This is a genomic window from Eubacterium callanderi (assembly GCF_900142645.1).
In the GTDB taxonomy this organism is placed as follows: Bacteria; Bacillota; Clostridia; order Eubacteriales; family Eubacteriaceae; genus Eubacterium; species Eubacterium callanderi.
In genome coordinates, this window is the sequence record NZ_FRBP01000002.1 from 106,832 (window position 1) to 123,239 (window position 16,408).

Consider the following 16,408-nt stretch of genomic DNA (forward strand, 5'->3'; position numbering starts at 1 on the left):
CTCGCTTAAAACAGCGCAAAAACCATAATCCCCGCAATAATCAGCACATTGCCGATGATCTTTCTCCGGCTGAGTTTTTCCTTTAAAATGAGTGTTCCCAGCACCGCCACATAGATATAGCCTGTCGCCTCAAGGACCGGCCCCAGCGAAAGCGGCACACCTTTATAGGCAAAGGTTGTCAGCAGGGTGGACGCCAGGAAAATGGTGTATGCCGTAATGACCATGGGGTTTAAATACTCCCGGATAACACTCGCGTACTTAACCTCCGCGCTTTTTTTCAGAATGATCTGGGAAATGGAGGATATGAACACCGAAACCAGAAACAGGATGGTATAAAAAAGCATATTATTCATCGTCACTCACCACCAGATAAATGCCCGCGATAATAATAACAGACCCCACTACCATGGAAATCCGAAGCGTCTCACCAAAAAAGAGCATGCCCCAGACAATGCCCCAGATGATCACAACCGCTTTGTTCGCAAAGGCCACCGTCAGCGGCATCCGCTTAAGCACCTGCTGCCACAGCAGCGCGTAAACCGCCAGTATCACCAGCACCAGACCATAATAAAGAAAAAACTGAAATGACAGAAACGCCTGAGCCGCGGCCGCCTTTGAGCAAACCGAGGAGAAGGAGTAAACCAGCAGGAGGGCGTGGAGAAAAACAAAATCCTTAGCGCGTATCTTTTCCATTTTTCCCGTCCTCAATATTCAGTGTGTTCCGCACCACATACTGCGGCGCGTTGTTCTGGCTGATATAAATACGGCCGATGTACTCGCCCACAAGTCCCAGCATCACCATGATCATACCGCCCAGAAAAACCGTAGCCGCCATCAGCGACGCCCATCCCGTGACCTCACTGGGCTCAATAAATTGCAGAACTATTGTGTAAACGCCGTATACAAAACCTATTATGGCGATCAAGAAACCTAAAATCGTAGCGATCCGGAGGGGCTTGACTGAAAAAGCTGTAAAGCCATCCAGCCACAGTGAAAAAAGCTTGCCGATGGTATAACCGGACTCCCCGGACTCCCGCTCCCTGTGGGGAATCTCAACAGCGCTCACCCGCTTGGTAACACGCATGAGCAGCCCGTCAATATAAGGAAAAGGCTTGTCATACCGCAGCACCTCGTCGATGACAAAGCGTCTGGCGCAGAAATAACTGGTAAAAACCAGATGCCTGGGCTTTCCGATCAGCGCGTCTGCCATCATATCATTGACCCTGGAGCCAAAATTCCGAAAAGCGCTGTGCTTTTTTTCCGGATATTTGGCGTAAACCACATCGTCGCCCTCGTGCACCCGGTCCACCAGCTTATAGAATTCTCTGGGATCGGTCTGTCCATCGTCATCCAGGTTGATGACCAGATCGCCGGTCACATAGTGATAACCTGCCATAATGGCTGACGCCTGCCCAAAATTCCGGGCCAGGTTAACGACCCGCACTCTTGGGTTTATATCTGCCAGGCGCATTAACACCTCATAGGTATTGTCCGGCGAGCAGTCATTGACCAGAATAACCTCATAATCATAGCCAGGACGCTGCCTGACAGTCTCATCAATATCCCGCACCACAGCCTCTATGGTATCCTCTGAACGGTAGCAGGGAATGACAAAGGATAATTTTTCGCTAATCGACATCCGCCCCCATCCTTTCCTTTTCAAAAATATAAAAGCCGTAGCGGCTGGAGCTGTCTGTAACCGGATGATCATCCAGCTTTTCCGGCAGAGAGGTACACACAATCCGATCCTCTGCCGCCTCTTTCATGGCTTCGTAGTCTGCCAGATCCTCCGGACCGAAAATAAAACGGATTTCGACCGGGGAAGGCTCGTGTATAATTGAAAAATCCGGCACCTTCCCGCAGGCAATGTCAATGACCATGCCCACAAAGTCATAGCCTGTTGACAATGGCACCAGATGTGAGCCAATACAGTCTCCTCCCATTCGTCCGCCAATCTCCACAATGCGGATAACTCCGTTTTTCTGGATAATGATTTCTGAATGGGACGCTCCGAATCTTATTTGAAGGGTGTCCAGAGCTTTCTTGACAATGGTGATGATCTGGTTGCGCAGGGCGGGTGTGACTTCAGCTGGCTGTAAATGGCCCTTTTCAATAAAATTAGGCGCGCCGGTGGTTCTTTTTTCCGTCAGCGCAAGAAAAACATGTATCCCCTCATAGGAGATACACTCCACGCTGTACTCCTTGCCCTCCACAAATTCCTCAATCATCACCTTTTTTTCAAAGGAATCCTCAAGGGCTTTATGAATGGCGGCTTCCAGCCCATCCGGTCCCTCGATCTTCGTAACCCCCCGGCTTCCGGACCGGTCCGTGGGTTTTACAATCAGTGGGTACGTAAGCGCCACATCCTGCGGACGGGTGGTCGCATCGCCTTCCATAAATCCAGGGATCGGGTCATCCGCAGCCTTAAAGGCGCAGCGCATGGCATACTTGTTGGTGCTGAGCTCAGCAGATGCCATGGAATTTCCCCTTAGCCCCAGCGCTTCAGCCACATAGCTGACCGTCAGAGACGCCAGGTCCGAGCCGATGGAGCAGATCCCCGCAATCCCCTCGGCTCTGCAGATTTCCAGAATCTTTTCCTTATCGACAATGCTGACAGGGTGAAAGACATCGGCTGTTTCCTCACCGATATCCCCTGCCTCCCAGGCAAAAACATGGGACTCATAGCCCTTTTCCTTTGCCCTCAGAATCAGCGGATTCTGAAACTCGCTGGCTCCGATTATTGCAATTTTCTCCTTCATCAATCCATTCTCCTTCACGTTCACACCCGATAAAAGTCTTCGATGGCACTGGCCACCCGGTTCTGGTCTTCCCTCGCCAGCCCATAGTACATCGGCAGCCGCACAATCCGTTCACTTTCCCTGGTCGTATAGCGGTCCTCGCCGCTGAAACGGCCAACCCTGAGGCCCTCCGGCGCGGTGTGCAGGGGAATATAATGAAAAATCGCCTGGATGCCGGCTTCCTTCATGTGAGCCATGAGCGCGGTCCTCTCCTCAAGATCCCGGGCCTTGATATAAAACATGTGGGCGTTGTGCGTGCATTCCTCAGGAATAAAGGGCAGCTCAATCTGTTCTCTCCGGGCAAGGGGCAGGAGCAATTCATGATAGTAATCCCAGCTGGCCAGCCGGTCATTGTTGATTTCATCCGCGTGCTCCAGCTGTGCCCAAAGATAGGCGGCGTTCATATCGCTCGGAAGATAGGATGAACCATGGTTCACCCAGGTATATTTATCAATCTCCCCCCGGAAAAAACGGCTTCGGTTGGTCCCCTTTTCCCGGATGATTTCAGCCTCTTCTTTATATTTCAGATCATTGATCACAATGGCGCCGCCCTCGCCCATGCTGTAGTTTTTGGTCTCATGAAAGCTGAAGCAGCCAAAATCGCCGAGGGTGCCAAGGGCTTTTCCTTTGTAAGAGGCCATCACTCCCTGGGCAGCGTCCTCAACCACCTTAAGGCCATGAGCAGCTGCGATGCCGTTTATAGTGTCCATCTCGCAGGAAACACCGGCATAATGCACTGGGACAATGGCGCGGGTTTTAGGGGTGATCGCAGCTTCAATCTGTTTTTCATCAATATTCAGAGTATCCGGCCGGATATCCACAAAAACAATGCGTGCCCCCCGCAGAACAAAAGCATCGGCAGTGGATACAAAGGTATAGGCAGGCATGATGATCTCGTCGCCCGGCTGTATCTGCAAGAGCAGTGCTGCCATCTCAAGGGCGTGGGTACAGGAGGTTGTCAGCAGCACCTCCTGCGCATTACAGCTTTTTTCCAGCCAGGCCTTGCATCTGGCCGTAAAGGCACCGTCACCGCTGATCTGCTTATTGTCGATTGCCTCCTTAATATATTTGAATTCATCCCCCATAAAGGGCGGTTTATTAAATGTAATCATATTGTCGCCTCGTTCGTTTATTTCTCACGCTACCTATTATACGTCATATAAAAAGGCGGGTCAAATTCAACACAAAAAAAGATCTGAAATTCAGATCTTTTTAATTATTTCCTTAAACTATGCTGTCTCTGTTTCATCATAGGCGTTAAGTGCCACCTCTAAAGCGTCAAGCACTGCAAGCCCTACTGCCGGCAGCCCCACCAGCACAGCGTCCCTGACTTCGTCTCTGCTTGCCCCCACCTTCTTTGCCATCATCACATGAAAAGCCAGGCCGCCTGTCATTTGCGCGGCCGCCAGCGCGGAGATATAGGCCAATGCGTGGGTCTTTTTATCCAACGCGCTGTTTTGGGCCATTGCCTGAACAAGCTGTGAATAGGCTTTGCCTACCTCACCCGATTCTTCCATAAACATCTGAAATCCTGTGGTTACTTTCATTAATATCGCTCCTTTTTTAGTATTAAGATCATTTTACGCTGGCTTTCTTTAGTTTATCCCACACCTTTTAAAAGCGTGCCTTCCCTTTTGGGCTACTCCCGGATGGCAAAATGTGCTAAAATAAAAATAAAAAAGGAAAAAGCTGTGTTTGAAATCTGTAATCTGAAATTTAAAAATATTCTGGATATTGAGGCTCTGACCATTGACCGTCCCATCACCTGTATCATCGGCTCCTCGGGCAGTGGAAAAACCACACTGCTCAAGCATTTAAACAAGCTGTATACCCCCGACAGCGGCGCCATTACCTACAACGGCAGCGATCTCGCCGAAATCCCGGCTGTGTCCCTGCGCCGCGAGGTGGTCATGCTCGGGCAGACTCCTGTAATTTACAACGGCGACCTGGAAGAAAATTTACAGATCGGCCTCCGTTTTTCTGAGAAGCTGCCCGCGTCCAGGGACCGCCTGCTAAACGCCCTCGAGCAAGTGAAGCTAAATAAACCCTTGGATGATCCCTGTCTAAGCCTTTCAGGCGGTGAAAAACAGCGCCTCTGTCTGGCACGCGTCATGCTCATGGACGCGGAGGTTTATCTGCTTGACGAACCCTCGGCAGCGCTGGATAAGGAAACGGAGCGTTTTATCATCACCAATCTGGCCGATTTTGTGACGCGCGAAAAGAAAGCGCTCATCATGGTTACCCACTCCGAGGAGGTCTCCGGCCTTTATCCCGAGGGGACCATCCGCATCGAAAACGGACGGACAGGAGGCTACGCCCATGAATAACAGCACCGTTATGGACCTTTCCATTTTTAATCTCGCCATCGCCTATACCTTTGTGCTCCTGCTGCTGGTCATCTTTAAGGCAAGAGGCATCAAACGTGAAAAGATGATCCTCATTGCCACCACCCGCATGACCCTCCAGCTCACGGTGATGGGCTATATTTTAATGTATGTTTTTGAAAATCCCAGCTGGTGGCTGACGCTGCTCATGCTCTCCGTCATGGTTGGATTTGCCATCTTTAATGCTTTAAAACGTGTGAAAACACTCATGAACAAAAAGCTCAGGCAGCTCATCGCCGTATCGATGGTGGCCGGCTATGGCGTCACGGCCATTATTTTCATGCTGGCAGTGCTGCATGTTACCCCCTGGTTCAACCCTCAGTACATTATTCCCATCTCAGGCATGATTGTCGGTAATGCCATGACGGGTATCGCCCTGGGGGCCAACAAGCTGTGCAGCGCCATGCTTGAAAGGCACGACCAGATTGAAAGCGCCCTCATGCTGGGCGCCACTCCCAAGGCCGCAACCCGGGATATCGTCAACGAGGCCTTTGACAGTGCTATTCTTCCCACCATGAACAATATGCTGACCATGGGCATTGTCTCCCTGCCGGGCATGATGACCGGGCAGATCCTTTCCGGGACCTTTCCCCTGACTGCCATCAAATACCAGATCGGCATTATGCTGGCTATTCTGGGCTGCACAGCCATCACCGTGGTTCTGTTTGTCACCCTGGGCTATAAAACCTTTTTTACCAAAGATGCCCAGTTTATCAGCAGCCAGCAGTAGCCTCTCCCTTTAATCTTCTGCCAGCTTACCGCCGCAGCCAGTCTTTGGCTGTGGCTCTTTTACTTTAGGAAAATGAAAACTTTTGAAAACTCCTTGACATTTAAGCATTCTTTGATAGAATTATAAATATTATTAGTTTTAAGTTAAAGTTATTTTAAATTTCAAATGAAAAACAGAGAGGAATTATCCATGTCCATAAAAATTATTACCGACTCAACTTCCGATATCTCACAGGAGGAGGCTAAAAAGCTGGATGTCTCCATTGTCCCGCTTAAAGTTATCGTAGGTGATAACCAATACGATGAAGGGGTAGATATCAGCATTGAGGAATTTTACCCAATCCTTGAAAGCTCAAAAACGCTTCCGACCACCTCACAGCCAACTCCCACGCAGTTCCTCCCTTATTTTGAGGAAGCTAAAAAGGCCGGCGACGACGTCATTGTCCTGCTGCTGTCCAGCAAAATCAGCGGAACAGTTCAGAGCGCAACCCTGGCCAAAAATATGGCGGAGTACGACCGCATTCACATCATCGACACCTTAAACGCCAGCATGGGCCTGCGCCTGCTGGTTGAATATGCCGTAAACATGCGGGCTGAGGGTAAAACAGCCGATGAGATCGTCTCTGTCCTCGACGAAGCCCGCCACCGCCTGGTGCTGCTGGCCATGGTCGATACCCTGGAATACCTGCAAAAGGGCGGCCGCCTTGGAAAAGGCGCGGCCACCATGGGTTCCCTGCTGCGGATCAAACCCATCGTTACCCTGAACCAGGGCAGTCTCGAAATGCTGGCAAAGGCCCGCGGCTTAAAAAACGGCAACAAAATCCTTTCTGAACAGATTGCCAAGGCTCAGGGGCTTGACCCTAACGTGCCCGTCTATCTTGGCTATACCCGGGACAAGGAGCAGGTTATGGACTTTAAAGCCCAGGCCATCCGCGACCACCATCTGGGCAAAATCGAAATGCATCCGGTAGGCTGTGTCATCGGAACGCACACCGGCCCCGGGGCGGTCATCCTTGTCTTTTTAAAAGCGAAATAAGCCTGTAACCTAAAAATCCCCAACCGAATCAAAGAACCCGGCTGGGGATTTTTTATTGTTTAACTGGCTAAAATCGGTCTTAAAAGCAATCCGAACTGCTCCTCAATTCGCGGACCCGGAAAGTTTAACAGGGGCAATGAAAGCTGCATGCTGTTGATAAAAAGAGCCAGATGTCTTGCAAAGGCCGCGGTGTCAGGCAAAACAAACTCGCCCTTTCGAACCCCATACTCCAAAATTTCCCGCAGCATTTCGGAGATACCGTCAAACTGCCACTGAAAGATCACCCGGTCATCGGGGTTTTCAAGAAAGAACTCATAAGCAGCGTTGGATAAGGTCGTTCTCTCCTGCTCAAAGGCACATTTCTGCCGCTTCATATAGGAAAAAAGAATGTCTCTGGCAGACATTTCCTCCCAAATCGCCACCTCTACACGCTCCAGCTCCTCTTTGGCGTCACGCTGGAACAACGCCAGAAAAATCTCCCGGGTCGATCCGTAATAGCGGTATAGTCCACCCCGGCTGATGTCGCAGGCCTCCACAATGTCCTTCATGGTAACGGCGGCAAAACCCTTCTGGATAAAAACATCCCGCGCCTTGTCTAAAATATAATTCCGCTTCATATCAGCCTTCAGTGTACTCATAAAACCTCCAAAACGACATACGTGTCACTTTTAATTATATGTTTTATCCCTTCGTTCGTCAAGTAAAGCATGCGTAGATTTTTGTCAGGCTTCAACAAAAGTTTTTCTCCTGTTTAAGACCAGCAAATCCCTTTTTGGCTTAGGTAATAACAGGTTCTGCCGGAACGCCCATCCTGCGGCAATAGTCTACGGTAATATCGTATTGTATGCGGATAACCGCGTACAGGCTTTTTTCCAGGGCGTCTTCATCCTCCTCAAGGTAAGCGTTGAGCGCCCTTTCATAGTTTTCCATAATAGTGCTGACACGGCTGCTGTAATCATATTCGGCAGTCTGTCTGTAATGGCTGCCCTTAATCATGATGTTTTCCAGCTGCATGTAAATATGCCGCAGCGTTGGAGATTCCATCTGGAGGATCATTTCATTAAACAGAGGGATCGGCGAATGGTAGGTCACTGTTTTCAGCCGGCTTTCCTGCTGCTCCGGCCCTTTGTTCCTCCGTTTTCCCTTTAACGCCTCACGGACAAAGGTCTTATGGGTAAGCAGGAACGCAGCGCGGGCATCCAGCAGGTTTTTCAGGTCGTTCTGCATCTGCTGGACCGGTATTTTTTCTTTGTCGATCCGGATGGCCTCACGCTTGATGACAACCGCCTTTTTCCCCTGGGAGCGCTCCACCATACCGGTCTCCTCCAGGCTGCCGAGGGCGTTTCGGGCCGTTTTAACCGAAACCTGGAATTCCTCCCGGATCGCATTGAGGGACGGAATGGAATCGCCTATCTGGTATTCTCCAATTTCAATACGTTTCAGGATAACATTAATGATGGAGTTCGTCAGGTTGTGGCGTTCGCTGCTGATAAACCAGTAAAATGGCACCTGTTCCTCTGCCCCCAGCCTGTCATTATACTTTTCGGAATACGCCACAAACTCGCTGTCTCCAAATACTGCGCCCAGCCCCTGCCGCAGCTTATCCAGGCTGCCTTCCTCCATTCCCTGAAAAAAGACCTGCAGGTAAGGCAGAGACCACACTTTAAAGTCCATCATCATTTTTTCTTCAAAAATAATGGAAAACAGGCCGGTAAACTGAACCATCTGCTGATAAAGCTCTTTGATCAGGGGGTTTTTCAGGGTTTCCAGAAGCTCCTCCCAAAAACGGCTGAAGCAAACGACAATGTTTCTGCCGCAGGCTTCCTGATAATCTGCGTAAAGCTGTTTAAACCGGACAATGTCTTCGGGGCCGCAGTTTAAGGCCGCGTAAATCATAATATCCGAAAAAAACAGCGATGTGGCCCGCATCACATCCACGATGGAGCCAACCCGTTTAGACATAAAGTTCCAGTAAAACTGCGAGTTGTCGTCATGCTCCATATCAAAGGTCACAACCGTTCCCTTTCCCTGAGAGGTGCTCACCAAACTGTTGAGTGCCAGCATCTGGACCGCTGTGCGGATGGTAATCTCTGCGACATTATATTCTTCAGCCAGCTGCTTTCTGGACGGCAGAACATCGCCTTTTTTCAGTATTCCCGTCATGATTCTAAGCAGCAGGTTTTCATAAACATAGGTTGCCAAATTCTGGGTGGCTAATTCACTCATACTCTGTCCTCCGGTTCCAGATTACACACATTTAACAGCCTTGATTATACCATAATCGTTCTAAAAAGCCTACAATATTAAAAATATTATTTATAAAACCTTTTTTCTGCAATAAAAAAACTCCCACAAAGCAGAACACACAGCTACGATACCCCCGTTTATTTGTGCTTTTCCTGTTTTGTTGGAGTTAAAAAACACAAGCCCCGCTTATGTTTTTGGCAAATAGTTTGTCAGCATATCTGCGGGCATGGGCTTTGCATAATAAAACCCCTGTACCCGGTCACACTGGTATTTTTTTAATAAAGCTTCCTCTTCCCGGCATTCAATGCCCTCCACATGTGTCTTGATTCCAAGGTTCTTAACCATCTTCAGCATCGAATCCAAAAGGTTCCGGGCACGCTCATCCTCTATACAGCCAGCCAGAAACGATCTGTCAAATTTAATCACATCAAAGCAGGCCTCCCTGAGCAGGCTTATGGAAGTGTTCTCCTTACCGAAATCGTCCAAAGCCAGTGAAAATCCGGCTTTTTTCAGCGCGCTCAGCGCTTTCATGAGCGTTTCATTTTCTGAAAGCTCAAAGGTCTCGGTGAGTTCAATCTCAATGTATTCGGGCGGCACACTGTTGACTTTGCAAATCTCAAGCAGCCTGTCCGCCAGTCCCGGTTCCCCGATATGTCGTCTTGAAATATTTACCGCAATGGGTACTGGTTCCAGGGCCTGCTTTTTCCAGACGCTTAGCACCCGGCAGGCCTGCTCCATCATATAGAAGTCCAGTTTTCTGATAAAACCGTTCTTTTCAAACAATGGAATAAACTGATCCGGACAGCTGATTGGCCCAGCCTCGGGATTGATCCAGCGGACCAGGGCTTCAGCACCGGACAGGCGTCCCGTTGCCAGTTCAAACTGCGGCTGAAGATATATTCTGAATTCGTTATTTTCAATACCAAACTGCATCCGCTTTTCAATCTTGCGAACTTCCTGAAGGTTTTTCCGCATGGCGTTATCATAAACCGCGAAGCCGTCACCCACAGGCCGCTCAGCGCTTTCCAGAGCATAATTTGCCCGTATGAGCCAGTCGTCACCGCTTTCCATATCTTCGTTATACTCACAGAGCCCAAGGCTCACCACTAACGAATAGGGATAACCAATACAGCGTACAAATTCCGCTTCGATCTGCTGCCTCATTGACTCCAGTCTTTCTTTTATGGCATTAACCGGTCCCAGCATCAGCAGGTAAAAACGGTCCTTGAAAAAGCGCGAAATGCTCTCCCCTCTGCCCAGGACTTTTAGTGACTGGTCAACAATAATTGACAGCAGACGGCTGCCATTGCGCATGCCCCAGATTTCATTCACCAATTTAAAATTATGAATATCCATGGCGGTTAAAACCGCTTCTGTTCTTTTTTCCTTCAGGATTTCTCCAAGATGCCGGATAAAAAGCTCCTTCTTTTGCTCCTTTTCCGGCAGACAGTCTGTCTTATATATTTGAGCAGTCATTTTTTGCTCCTTCATAAAAGCCAGCATTTGCTGATATTAAGAGAGAGACAGCATAAGCGCTGTCTCAAAGAAGAGTAAATGGAGGAAATTGGCGCGCTCCTCCACCCGTCGCACAGGGCCGCCCCTGTGCAGGAATGTAAATGTCTATTCAAGCAGAGAGGGAGTCTCTCGAGAATAGCAGACTTTATGCCCGGATTACAGTCCTCGCTCTAAAACAGCGCTATCTTTTATCCTTATAATCCAAGCAGCTATATTATACAGGATTTTCTTTTACAGTGCAATCTCAAAATAAAAAAATCATATCACTATTTACACTGTGATATGATTCTTTTACCTAAATACTATAATTATTGATTTTGTTTTTGGTAATATTTAAAAACATCTAATTACAGCTATCCTTATTTTAAAAATATGTCTGATACTCAACCGACGGCTTATTTCTTAACGCAAAGACGAAAAAGGGTTCTGTCACCGGGAAAATAATACTTAAAATCAGAAACACCAGCGCCTGGTTGGATGTGCCATAAAGGCGGTATAGCCGGTAGTGTGCCGCAAAAGCATAGATCGTGTAGGCAACCCCGTAAAGGTATCCTATAATCGGAATAAAGGCGACTGCCGGTACCAGAATAAAGCCGATGGGCAGCAGAACATGGGCGTTGGAAATTTTAGCGCTGCCAAAATAAACGCGCCGGTTTATGAGCATCCCCAGCAGATAAAGCTGCGCGATGGGGATCCAGGCGGTCCAGGCATGGGGCAGCTCCCTGTTTTTTGCCATTCGGTAATAAGCATATGCTAAAAGCAGGTAAAGCGCAATACCGATCAGAGCAGAGATAACAGCCACCACGCCGGCGGCTGCGCCAAAAAGGGCGGTCATAAAAGTATTTAAAGTATTACTGGTGCTATAATAATCAAGTGATTCCATTTGTTTAACCTCCAATGTAAGACATATCTATCATATACCCTTATCACTTGCTGAAAATCATCCTTAATGCACTGCCACCTGGCCATAATGCACAAAAAAAGAACAGCTTGTGCTGCTCTTGCCTTTTTAAATATCCTGTTTGTATCTTTTCCGACTATGCCTTTTCCTCTCCGTCCATATTTTGGATAAAGCGGACACCGTCCTCCAATTGGGCAATAGCAATGGTGACATACTCTTCAAAAGCCTTCCCATAACTGGTCAGTACCACATTTCTGCCTTTTTTCCTGAACAGAGGAACGCCGAGCTCTTTCTCCAGTCCCGCAATCGCATAGCTCAAGCTTGGCTGACTGATGTTAAGCTCTTTGGCAGCCTTCGCATAATGTTCCAATCCAGCCAGAGTTTTAAAGTAATATAGATGATTAAGATTCATTTTTTCCGGCCTTTCAATAATTTCTTGAATGTATTGATACAATTATACAAAATTCTAGAGATAATGTCAAAAAAAGATATAAAAATAGAAACTTTTCACAACGTTTATTCTTTATTTTCAATAAAAACGCCAGAGAATGTAGCTCTATGCATCTTCTCTGGCTTATTTTGTTATAATCAATCATCCATCGCAAACTTGTTTTCCAGATTTTCCTTTACAGCCCCAAGGTCATCATCCGCCTTTTCAATATCCATTTTGGCGACCTTATAATCCCTCTCAGAAAGCTTCTGGTTTTGATAGTCTGCTTCTATCTGGTTTTCATAATTGTCAATTTTTTGATCCAGGGTGTTGATTCTCTGCATAATCTCGTTGAACTGCTGAGTTTTTTCATTCATATCATTTTCAATGGGCACCACCGTGTCCACTTTCTGCGAGATTTCCGAGGTTTCGCGTTTGAATTCATTGATTGTACTGTCGTTTGAGGCTTCCTCATCCATTTCCTGGGTTCTGCTGTCAGGGGCAGACGGGCTTTCACCAGAAGGCTGTGTCATGCTACACCCTGCCCCCAAAAATAAAAGAGCAGTCAAAAGCAGCACTAAAACAAAGGATTTTCGTTTCATAGCTTCTCTCCTTTTCATTAATACTGCTTCTGATATACCCTGTTTCTTTCTTATTTAAACTAATTGAACATTTTAAAAATATTCAGCATAACGGTATAGCTTTCACCTGAGAGCTCGTTGATTAACGCTGAAACCGACGGGCTTTCATACCTTGACGGATCATAAAAGTTGGCGGCAAACTGAACGAGAATCTTTTCCTCACTGCCCAGCCCTCCGTTCAGAATTTTGGCGAAGTCAATGGCTGAATCGTTCATGCAGGGCTCGGTTCTGGCCATCAGCTCAGGGGTTGAACTGAAAATATAAGCGCTGACCAGGTATCCCGGCGCCTGGTACACCCTGCCATTGCGGCGGGCCATATCCTTAAATCTTGCTTTGTGAAAATTGTTCAAAAAATAACCATCATTAAAATTCATCTCTGCCTCCAAAAGAAGTGTTTTTTTCATTATAGCACTGCCTGGTTCACGTTAACAAGATACATTTTAGTTCATAAAGGACACACAAATGTCTTAAAGTATGTTATAATATACAGACTGTTAAATGTTTACATGCGGATAGGAGGCATTACACCAATGGGGCAATTGTTAATTGCGTGCGAAACCCTGAAGGATGAAATCCAAAAGGTCATGGATTCACATCAGCTGGAAATACCGGTTCACTGGATGGGAAACTCACTTCATAACGCACCGGACCGCCTGAGAGAAGCCCTGCAGGAAGTTTTAGGCTCCATAACAGACCTCGACCAGGTTTTACTCGGTTACGGTAACTGCGGTAACGGCCTTGTGGGCATTGAATGCCCTGGCGCTGCTATGGTGATTCCCCGTTTTGGCGATTGTATTGATATGCTCCTGAACGATAACTCAGCCCTGGATGAAATACGAAGTAACACCTATTTTCTGACAAAGGGCTGGCTTCGGGGAGAGTGCCCTGTGACAAAGGACCTGAACTACCAGCTTAAACGCTATGGAAAAGAACAGTCAAAAAAAATCATGCGGGTGCTTTTTAAAAATTACACCTACATGATGATGATCCAAACAGGCTCCTACGATATATCAGAGGTGCAGGAGGAGCTTGACGCGTTTTCAGCCCTTACAGAGCTTGAGCTCATCGAGGGCAAGGGCAGCCTGACCATTCTGGAACAGCTGCTGACAGGGAACTGGACAAAAAATTTCTGCGTTATCCCTCCAGGACAGCAGACAACCCTGGAGGATTTTAAGTCCCTTACTTTATGAAAAACACAAAAATCCTCCGGCGCCGGCAGCGGATGCCGGGCCGGAGGCCTGCGAACCCTCAGGAAAGGACCGGTAGATTTCCCGGTCCTTTCCTGTTTATTCTACTGTGATCACTTCTACCGGGCAGCTGTCTGCGGCTTCCTGGACACTGTCCTCCAGATTTTCCGGGACTTCTTCCATAATGACTTCGGCTACGCCGGAATCACCCATTTCAAAAACCTCAGGACAAACCTGTGTACATAATCCGCAGCCGATGCAGCCGCTTTCATCAATACTTACATTCATAACATTCAATCCTTTCTGAATCAATTCAACTGACAATAAGTAATTACCCTTTTAAGGCGTTGTCAAACTGGCTTTTCAGAAAATTTCATGATCTCCGCAAGTCACTGCTCTTTAATATAAGCCTTTTCAATTTCTCCCACATACAGGGTGTGGTAATCCCTATCGGCATACCATTTTTCATCAAGCTCCGGCCCAATGGTAAAGCCCTCCGGCCCCATGTCCGTGGCGTAAAGCTTTTTGCAGATCAGAGCGAGATTTCCCTCTTTAAAGTACGGGGCATCATCCGGCGCCAGCGTCAGGCCGCTTTTAGCAATTTTATCCTCATCCCGTCCTGAGACAGAGCCCAGATAGCCCAGTTCCTTTTTATAGCCTTCATCAAAAAAGGTCAGTGAAAAATACTCTGAGCCATCCACAAATTCTTTTGTAAAACGGCTTTCACGGATGACAATAAAAGCGACATCCTTTCCCCACATTACCCCCAGGCCCCCCCAGCCCGCGGTCATTGTATTGGCTTTTCCATCCTTTTCAGCGGTGATCAGCATCCAATCTTTCGCGATGCGCTTAAATGGGTTCAGGGATAAATCTTCAGTTGTTATTTTTTTATAATCAGACATGGTGTATCACTCCTTTGTTAAAATTATTAATCATTATAAACCTTCTGGTTTAAAAAGTATACCCGTATCAAAAAATAAAAACAGCCAGATCAGCAAATGCCGTTCTGGCTGTTTTCGGCTTAATTTAAATTAAGCAACACTAACGTTTTTAGCCTGTAAGCCTCTTGGACCTTCTTCTGTATCAAAGGTAACTTCCTGACCTTCATTTAAAGTTTTGAAGCCATCGCCTGTAATAGCGGAGAAATGTACGAATACATCATCGCCTTCTTCTCTAGAGATAAATCCAAAACCTTTTTCGCTGTTAAACCATTTTACTGTACCTTTATTCATTTTACGGTACCTCCTAAATTAAAACTTCATTCCAGGAACATATAAATAAAAAAACACATATTTTTGTAAATCATTTCGAAAAGTAAAACCAAAATGACTTGCAAAAATATGTGAAATCAATTGATACTTCCTTGAATACGAGACTTATTATATCCTCTTTTACGCATTCTGTCAATCCCCCAAAGAAAAACTTTTTCTTTTAAGCTTTTTAAATAAAAGCCACTGTCTGAAAGGTGCCAGACAGCGGCTTTCAATATCAGGTATACTGCACCACCGAACGCGTGCCGGCGATGGCGGTCTCAAGCAGAGCGCGTGCCTCTGCCAGATCCTCCTTGACACCCGGAAAGGAAAGGTGCGCAAAGGCGTCCCCCCTGAGCAGAAACTGGTAACAGCCGTACTCTGCTGCCTGAAGCCACTTCAGGGCGTGCAGCACATCCTTTTCCATACCCTCTCCCTTTAAAGCACAGTGCCCAATCCGGGCCGCAATGTTTGGATATTCAGGACAGTCCTCGTCAATTAAGCTGATGGCTCTCCGATACCAGTACACCGCTTTTTTAAAGCTCTGGTCCACATACCTGCCGTGGTAGTACATATCGCCGATTTTATACATACCGCAGTGATTGCCCAGGGCTGCTGCGCGCCCGAAATAATTCCAGGCCTTCTGGTCATCCACATCCACTTCACGGCCGTAATAGTAACAGTAGCCCAGGTTGTTAATACCCCAGACATCACCGGCAGCGGCAGCTCTTTCATACCATTGCCGCGCTCTGGTATAGTCCTGCTTTATATTAACCCCCTCATAGTACATGGCGCCGATCACTGCCATGGCGTGTCCGTTTCCCTGCTCTGCCAGTGTGTGATACCATGACCAGATACGGTCAAAGGTCTCTTTACTCAGCTTTTGCTTATTGGTTTTATAAAAATAATAATCCGCTGCCTGCTCCATGGCCTCCGCATCACCAGCTTCGGCTAGTCCCGTCAGCAGTTCCAGGGTTTCCTGCTCCATTTATACCTCACTTTCAACATAGCCCAGAGGTGTGTCCACCCCGGCTTTTTGTCCTTCCGCCACACAGATCTCACTGAGAACGCCGCCTGCAGGCGCAGTCACAGCGATGCTCTGCTTTTCAATCTCGCCCTCTGCCACCAGCTCCCCCTGGGCTACGGACGCTCCGGCTTGTTTTTGCCAGTAGATCACAGCCTTTTTATATGTCATGAGCACTGGTTCTTTCTTACATTCACAGGCATTCTCATCCTTGACGACAGGCGCTGCCCGGTGGCCGATCAATATCGGGATTTTCATCTTCGCAC

General features: G+C 47.6%; 22 protein-coding genes. 4 read left to right on the forward strand and 18 right to left on the reverse strand.

Annotated elements, in window-relative coordinates:
- Nucleotides 1-5 precede the first annotated feature (5 nt).
- From BUC22_RS02710 to BUC22_RS02735, 6 genes are all read right to left on the reverse strand, one after another.
- The gene (locus BUC22_RS02710) at nt 6-353 is read right to left on the reverse strand and encodes an EamA family transporter (protein ID WP_013379713.1); all 348 of its coding nucleotides are present in this window, start codon (nt 351-353) and stop codon (nt 6-8) included.
- Entirely contained in the window at nt 346-693 is a 348-nt protein-coding gene (locus tag BUC22_RS02715; RefSeq protein WP_013379712.1) for an EamA family transporter, read from the reverse strand. Before BUC22_RS02715 ends, BUC22_RS02710 begins: the two co-directional genes overlap by 8 nt.
- The gene (locus BUC22_RS02720) at nt 674-1,639 is read right to left on the reverse strand and encodes a glycosyltransferase family 2 protein (RefSeq protein ID WP_013379711.1); all 966 of its coding nucleotides are present in this window, start codon (nt 1,637-1,639) and stop codon (nt 674-676) included. Before BUC22_RS02720 ends, BUC22_RS02715 begins: the two co-directional genes overlap by 20 nt.
- Nucleotides 1,629-2,759, reverse strand: coding sequence for an ATP-grasp domain-containing protein (locus BUC22_RS02725; RefSeq protein ID WP_013379710.1), 1,131 nt, complete (start codon nt 2,757-2,759; stop codon nt 1,629-1,631). The genes BUC22_RS02720 and BUC22_RS02725 overlap by 11 nt, the downstream gene beginning before the upstream one ends.
- A 20-nt stretch (nt 2,760-2,779) precedes the next feature.
- On the reverse strand, nt 2,780-3,910 hold the full coding sequence (gene rffA, locus BUC22_RS02730) for a dTDP-4-amino-4,6-dideoxygalactose transaminase (protein ID WP_013379709.1): 1,131 nt from the start codon (nt 3,908-3,910) through the stop codon (nt 2,780-2,782).
- Nucleotides 3,911-4,027: 117 nt separating this feature from the next.
- Nucleotides 4,028-4,345: a carboxymuconolactone decarboxylase family protein gene (locus BUC22_RS02735; RefSeq protein WP_013379708.1), complete on the reverse strand. Its 318-nt coding sequence runs from the start codon at nt 4,343-4,345 to the stop codon at nt 4,028-4,030.
- 144 nt (nt 4,346-4,489) lie between these two features.
- Between BUC22_RS02735 and BUC22_RS02740 the strand changes: the two genes are divergently transcribed.
- The 3 genes from BUC22_RS02740 to BUC22_RS02750 all read left to right on the forward strand — a co-directional run bounded on the left by BUC22_RS02740 (nt 4,490) and on the right by BUC22_RS02750 (nt 6,947).
- Entirely contained in the window at nt 4,490-5,125 is a 636-nt protein-coding gene (locus tag BUC22_RS02740; protein WP_041690123.1) for an ABC transporter ATP-binding protein, read from the forward strand.
- Nucleotides 5,118-5,912 (forward strand): ABC transporter permease, encoded by a 795-nt coding sequence (locus tag BUC22_RS02745; protein ID WP_013379706.1) that lies wholly within the window; start codon nt 5,118-5,120, stop codon nt 5,910-5,912. The genes BUC22_RS02740 and BUC22_RS02745 overlap by 8 nt, the downstream gene beginning before the upstream one ends.
- Nucleotides 5,913-6,101: 189 nt before the next feature.
- On the forward strand, nt 6,102-6,947 hold the full coding sequence (locus BUC22_RS02750; RefSeq protein WP_013379705.1) for a DegV family protein: 846 nt from the start codon (nt 6,102-6,104) through the stop codon (nt 6,945-6,947).
- Nucleotides 6,948-7,006: 59 nt separating this feature from the next.
- Here BUC22_RS02750 and BUC22_RS02755 read toward each other — a convergent pair whose 3' ends face one another.
- The 7 genes from BUC22_RS02755 to BUC22_RS02785 all read right to left on the reverse strand — a co-directional run bounded on the left by BUC22_RS02755 (nt 7,007) and on the right by BUC22_RS02785 (nt 13,055).
- Nucleotides 7,007-7,585 carry a TetR/AcrR family transcriptional regulator gene (locus BUC22_RS02755; protein ID WP_013379704.1) on the reverse strand — a complete coding sequence of 193 codons (579 nt, stop codon included), beginning with the start codon at nt 7,583-7,585 and terminating at the stop codon, nt 7,007-7,009.
- A gap of 139 nt (nt 7,586-7,724) precedes the next feature.
- A complete protein-coding gene (locus BUC22_RS02760) occupies nt 7,725-9,173 on the reverse strand; it encodes a GntR family transcriptional regulator (RefSeq protein WP_073382313.1) in 1,449 nt (482 codons plus the stop codon).
- 207 nt (nt 9,174-9,380) lie between these two features.
- Nucleotides 9,381-10,670: a putative bifunctional diguanylate cyclase/phosphodiesterase gene (locus tag BUC22_RS02765; RefSeq protein ID WP_041689839.1), complete on the reverse strand. Its 1,290-nt coding sequence runs from the start codon at nt 10,668-10,670 to the stop codon at nt 9,381-9,383.
- Nucleotides 10,671-11,073: 403 nt separating this feature from the next.
- Entirely contained in the window at nt 11,074-11,592 is a 519-nt protein-coding gene (locus BUC22_RS02770; protein ID WP_013379700.1) for a hypothetical protein, read from the reverse strand.
- A 154-nt stretch (nt 11,593-11,746) separates the two neighbouring features.
- Nucleotides 11,747-12,022 (reverse strand): LysR family transcriptional regulator, encoded by a 276-nt coding sequence (locus BUC22_RS02775; protein WP_081474280.1) that lies wholly within the window; start codon nt 12,020-12,022, stop codon nt 11,747-11,749.
- Nucleotides 12,023-12,198: 176 nt separating this feature from the next.
- A complete protein-coding gene (locus BUC22_RS02780; protein ID WP_013379698.1) occupies nt 12,199-12,642 on the reverse strand; it encodes a hypothetical protein in 444 nt (147 codons plus the stop codon).
- Nucleotides 12,643-12,701: 59 nt separating this feature from the next.
- The gene (locus BUC22_RS02785; RefSeq protein WP_041689838.1) at nt 12,702-13,055 is read right to left on the reverse strand and encodes a hypothetical protein; all 354 of its coding nucleotides are present in this window, start codon (nt 13,053-13,055) and stop codon (nt 12,702-12,704) included.
- 156 nt (nt 13,056-13,211) lie between these two features.
- Here BUC22_RS02785 and BUC22_RS02790 point away from each other — a divergent pair, with 156 nt between their 5' ends.
- Complete coding sequence (locus BUC22_RS02790) at nt 13,212-13,871, forward strand: DUF1638 domain-containing protein (RefSeq protein WP_013379696.1); 660 nt, start codon at nt 13,212-13,214, stop codon at nt 13,869-13,871.
- Nucleotides 13,872-13,967: 96 nt separating this feature from the next.
- On the opposite strand, the gene BUC22_RS02795 is transcribed toward BUC22_RS02790, so the two are convergent.
- The 5 genes from BUC22_RS02795 to BUC22_RS02815 form a co-directional block, all read right to left on the reverse strand.
- Nucleotides 13,968-14,156: a ferredoxin gene (locus BUC22_RS02795; RefSeq protein ID WP_013379695.1), complete on the reverse strand. Its 189-nt coding sequence runs from the start codon at nt 14,154-14,156 to the stop codon at nt 13,968-13,970.
- 101 nt (nt 14,157-14,257) lie between these two features.
- Nucleotides 14,258-14,770: a flavin reductase family protein gene (locus BUC22_RS02800; RefSeq protein ID WP_013379694.1), complete on the reverse strand. Its 513-nt coding sequence runs from the start codon at nt 14,768-14,770 to the stop codon at nt 14,258-14,260.
- Between the two features lie 129 nt (nt 14,771-14,899).
- On the reverse strand, nt 14,900-15,100 hold the full coding sequence (locus BUC22_RS02805) for a cold-shock protein (protein ID WP_013379692.1): 201 nt from the start codon (nt 15,098-15,100) through the stop codon (nt 14,900-14,902).
- Nucleotides 15,101-15,356: 256 nt separating this feature from the next.
- Nucleotides 15,357-16,106, reverse strand: a complete 750-nt coding sequence (locus BUC22_RS02810) for a tetratricopeptide repeat protein (protein ID WP_013379690.1) — start codon at nt 16,104-16,106, stop codon at nt 15,357-15,359.
- The gene (locus BUC22_RS02815) at nt 16,107-16,400 is read right to left on the reverse strand and encodes a lipoyl domain-containing protein (RefSeq protein WP_013379689.1); all 294 of its coding nucleotides are present in this window, start codon (nt 16,398-16,400) and stop codon (nt 16,107-16,109) included.
- Nucleotides 16,401-16,408: the final 8 nt, after the last annotated feature.

Excerpts from the sequence above, each read along its gene's own strand:
- BUC22_RS02710 (WP_013379713.1), bottom strand. The coding sequence starts at position 353 with ATGAATAATATGCTTTTTTATACCATCCTGTTTCTGGTTTCGGTGTTC.
- BUC22_RS02715 (WP_013379712.1), bottom strand. The coding sequence starts at position 693 with ATGGAAAAGATACGCGCTAAGGATTTTGTTTTTCTCCACGCCCTCCTG.
- BUC22_RS02720 (WP_013379711.1), bottom strand. The coding sequence starts at position 1,639 with ATGTCGATTAGCGAAAAATTATCCTTTGTCATTCCCTGCTACCGTTCA.
- BUC22_RS02725 (WP_013379710.1), bottom strand. The coding sequence starts at position 2,759 with ATGAAGGAGAAAATTGCAATAATCGGAGCCAGCGAGTTTCAGAATCCG.
- rffA (WP_013379709.1), bottom strand. The coding sequence starts at position 3,910 with ATGATTACATTTAATAAACCGCCCTTTATGGGGGATGAATTCAAATAT.
- BUC22_RS02735 (WP_013379708.1), bottom strand. The coding sequence starts at position 4,345 with ATGAAAGTAACCACAGGATTTCAGATGTTTATGGAAGAATCGGGTGAG.
- BUC22_RS02745 (WP_013379706.1), top strand. The coding sequence starts at position 5,118 with ATGAATAACAGCACCGTTATGGACCTTTCCATTTTTAATCTCGCCATC.
- BUC22_RS02750 (WP_013379705.1), top strand. The coding sequence starts at position 6,102 with ATGTCCATAAAAATTATTACCGACTCAACTTCCGATATCTCACAGGAG.
- BUC22_RS02755 (WP_013379704.1), bottom strand. The coding sequence starts at position 7,585 with ATGAGTACACTGAAGGCTGATATGAAGCGGAATTATATTTTAGACAAG.
- BUC22_RS02760 (WP_073382313.1), bottom strand. The coding sequence starts at position 9,173 with ATGAGTGAATTAGCCACCCAGAATTTGGCAACCTATGTTTATGAAAAC.
- BUC22_RS02765 (WP_041689839.1), bottom strand. The coding sequence starts at position 10,670 with ATGACTGCTCAAATATATAAGACAGACTGTCTGCCGGAAAAGGAGCAA.
- BUC22_RS02770 (WP_013379700.1), bottom strand. The coding sequence starts at position 11,592 with ATGGAATCACTTGATTATTATAGCACCAGTAATACTTTAAATACTTTT.
- BUC22_RS02775 (WP_081474280.1), bottom strand. The coding sequence starts at position 12,022 with ATGAATCTTAATCATCTATATTACTTTAAAACTCTGGCTGGATTGGAA.
- BUC22_RS02780 (WP_013379698.1), bottom strand. The coding sequence starts at position 12,642 with ATGAAACGAAAATCCTTTGTTTTAGTGCTGCTTTTGACTGCTCTTTTA.
- BUC22_RS02785 (WP_041689838.1), bottom strand. The coding sequence starts at position 13,055 with ATGAATTTTAATGATGGTTATTTTTTGAACAATTTTCACAAAGCAAGA.
- BUC22_RS02790 (WP_013379696.1), top strand. The coding sequence starts at position 13,212 with ATGGGGCAATTGTTAATTGCGTGCGAAACCCTGAAGGATGAAATCCAA.
- BUC22_RS02795 (WP_013379695.1), bottom strand. The coding sequence starts at position 14,156 with ATGAATGTAAGTATTGATGAAAGCGGCTGCATCGGCTGCGGATTATGT.
- BUC22_RS02800 (WP_013379694.1), bottom strand. The coding sequence starts at position 14,770 with ATGTCTGATTATAAAAAAATAACAACTGAAGATTTATCCCTGAACCCA.
- BUC22_RS02805 (WP_013379692.1), bottom strand. The coding sequence starts at position 15,100 with ATGAATAAAGGTACAGTAAAATGGTTTAACAGCGAAAAAGGTTTTGGA.
- BUC22_RS02810 (WP_013379690.1), bottom strand. The coding sequence starts at position 16,106 with ATGGAGCAGGAAACCCTGGAACTGCTGACGGGACTAGCCGAAGCTGGT.
- BUC22_RS02815 (WP_013379689.1), bottom strand. The coding sequence starts at position 16,400 with ATGAAAATCCCGATATTGATCGGCCACCGGGCAGCGCCTGTCGTCAAG.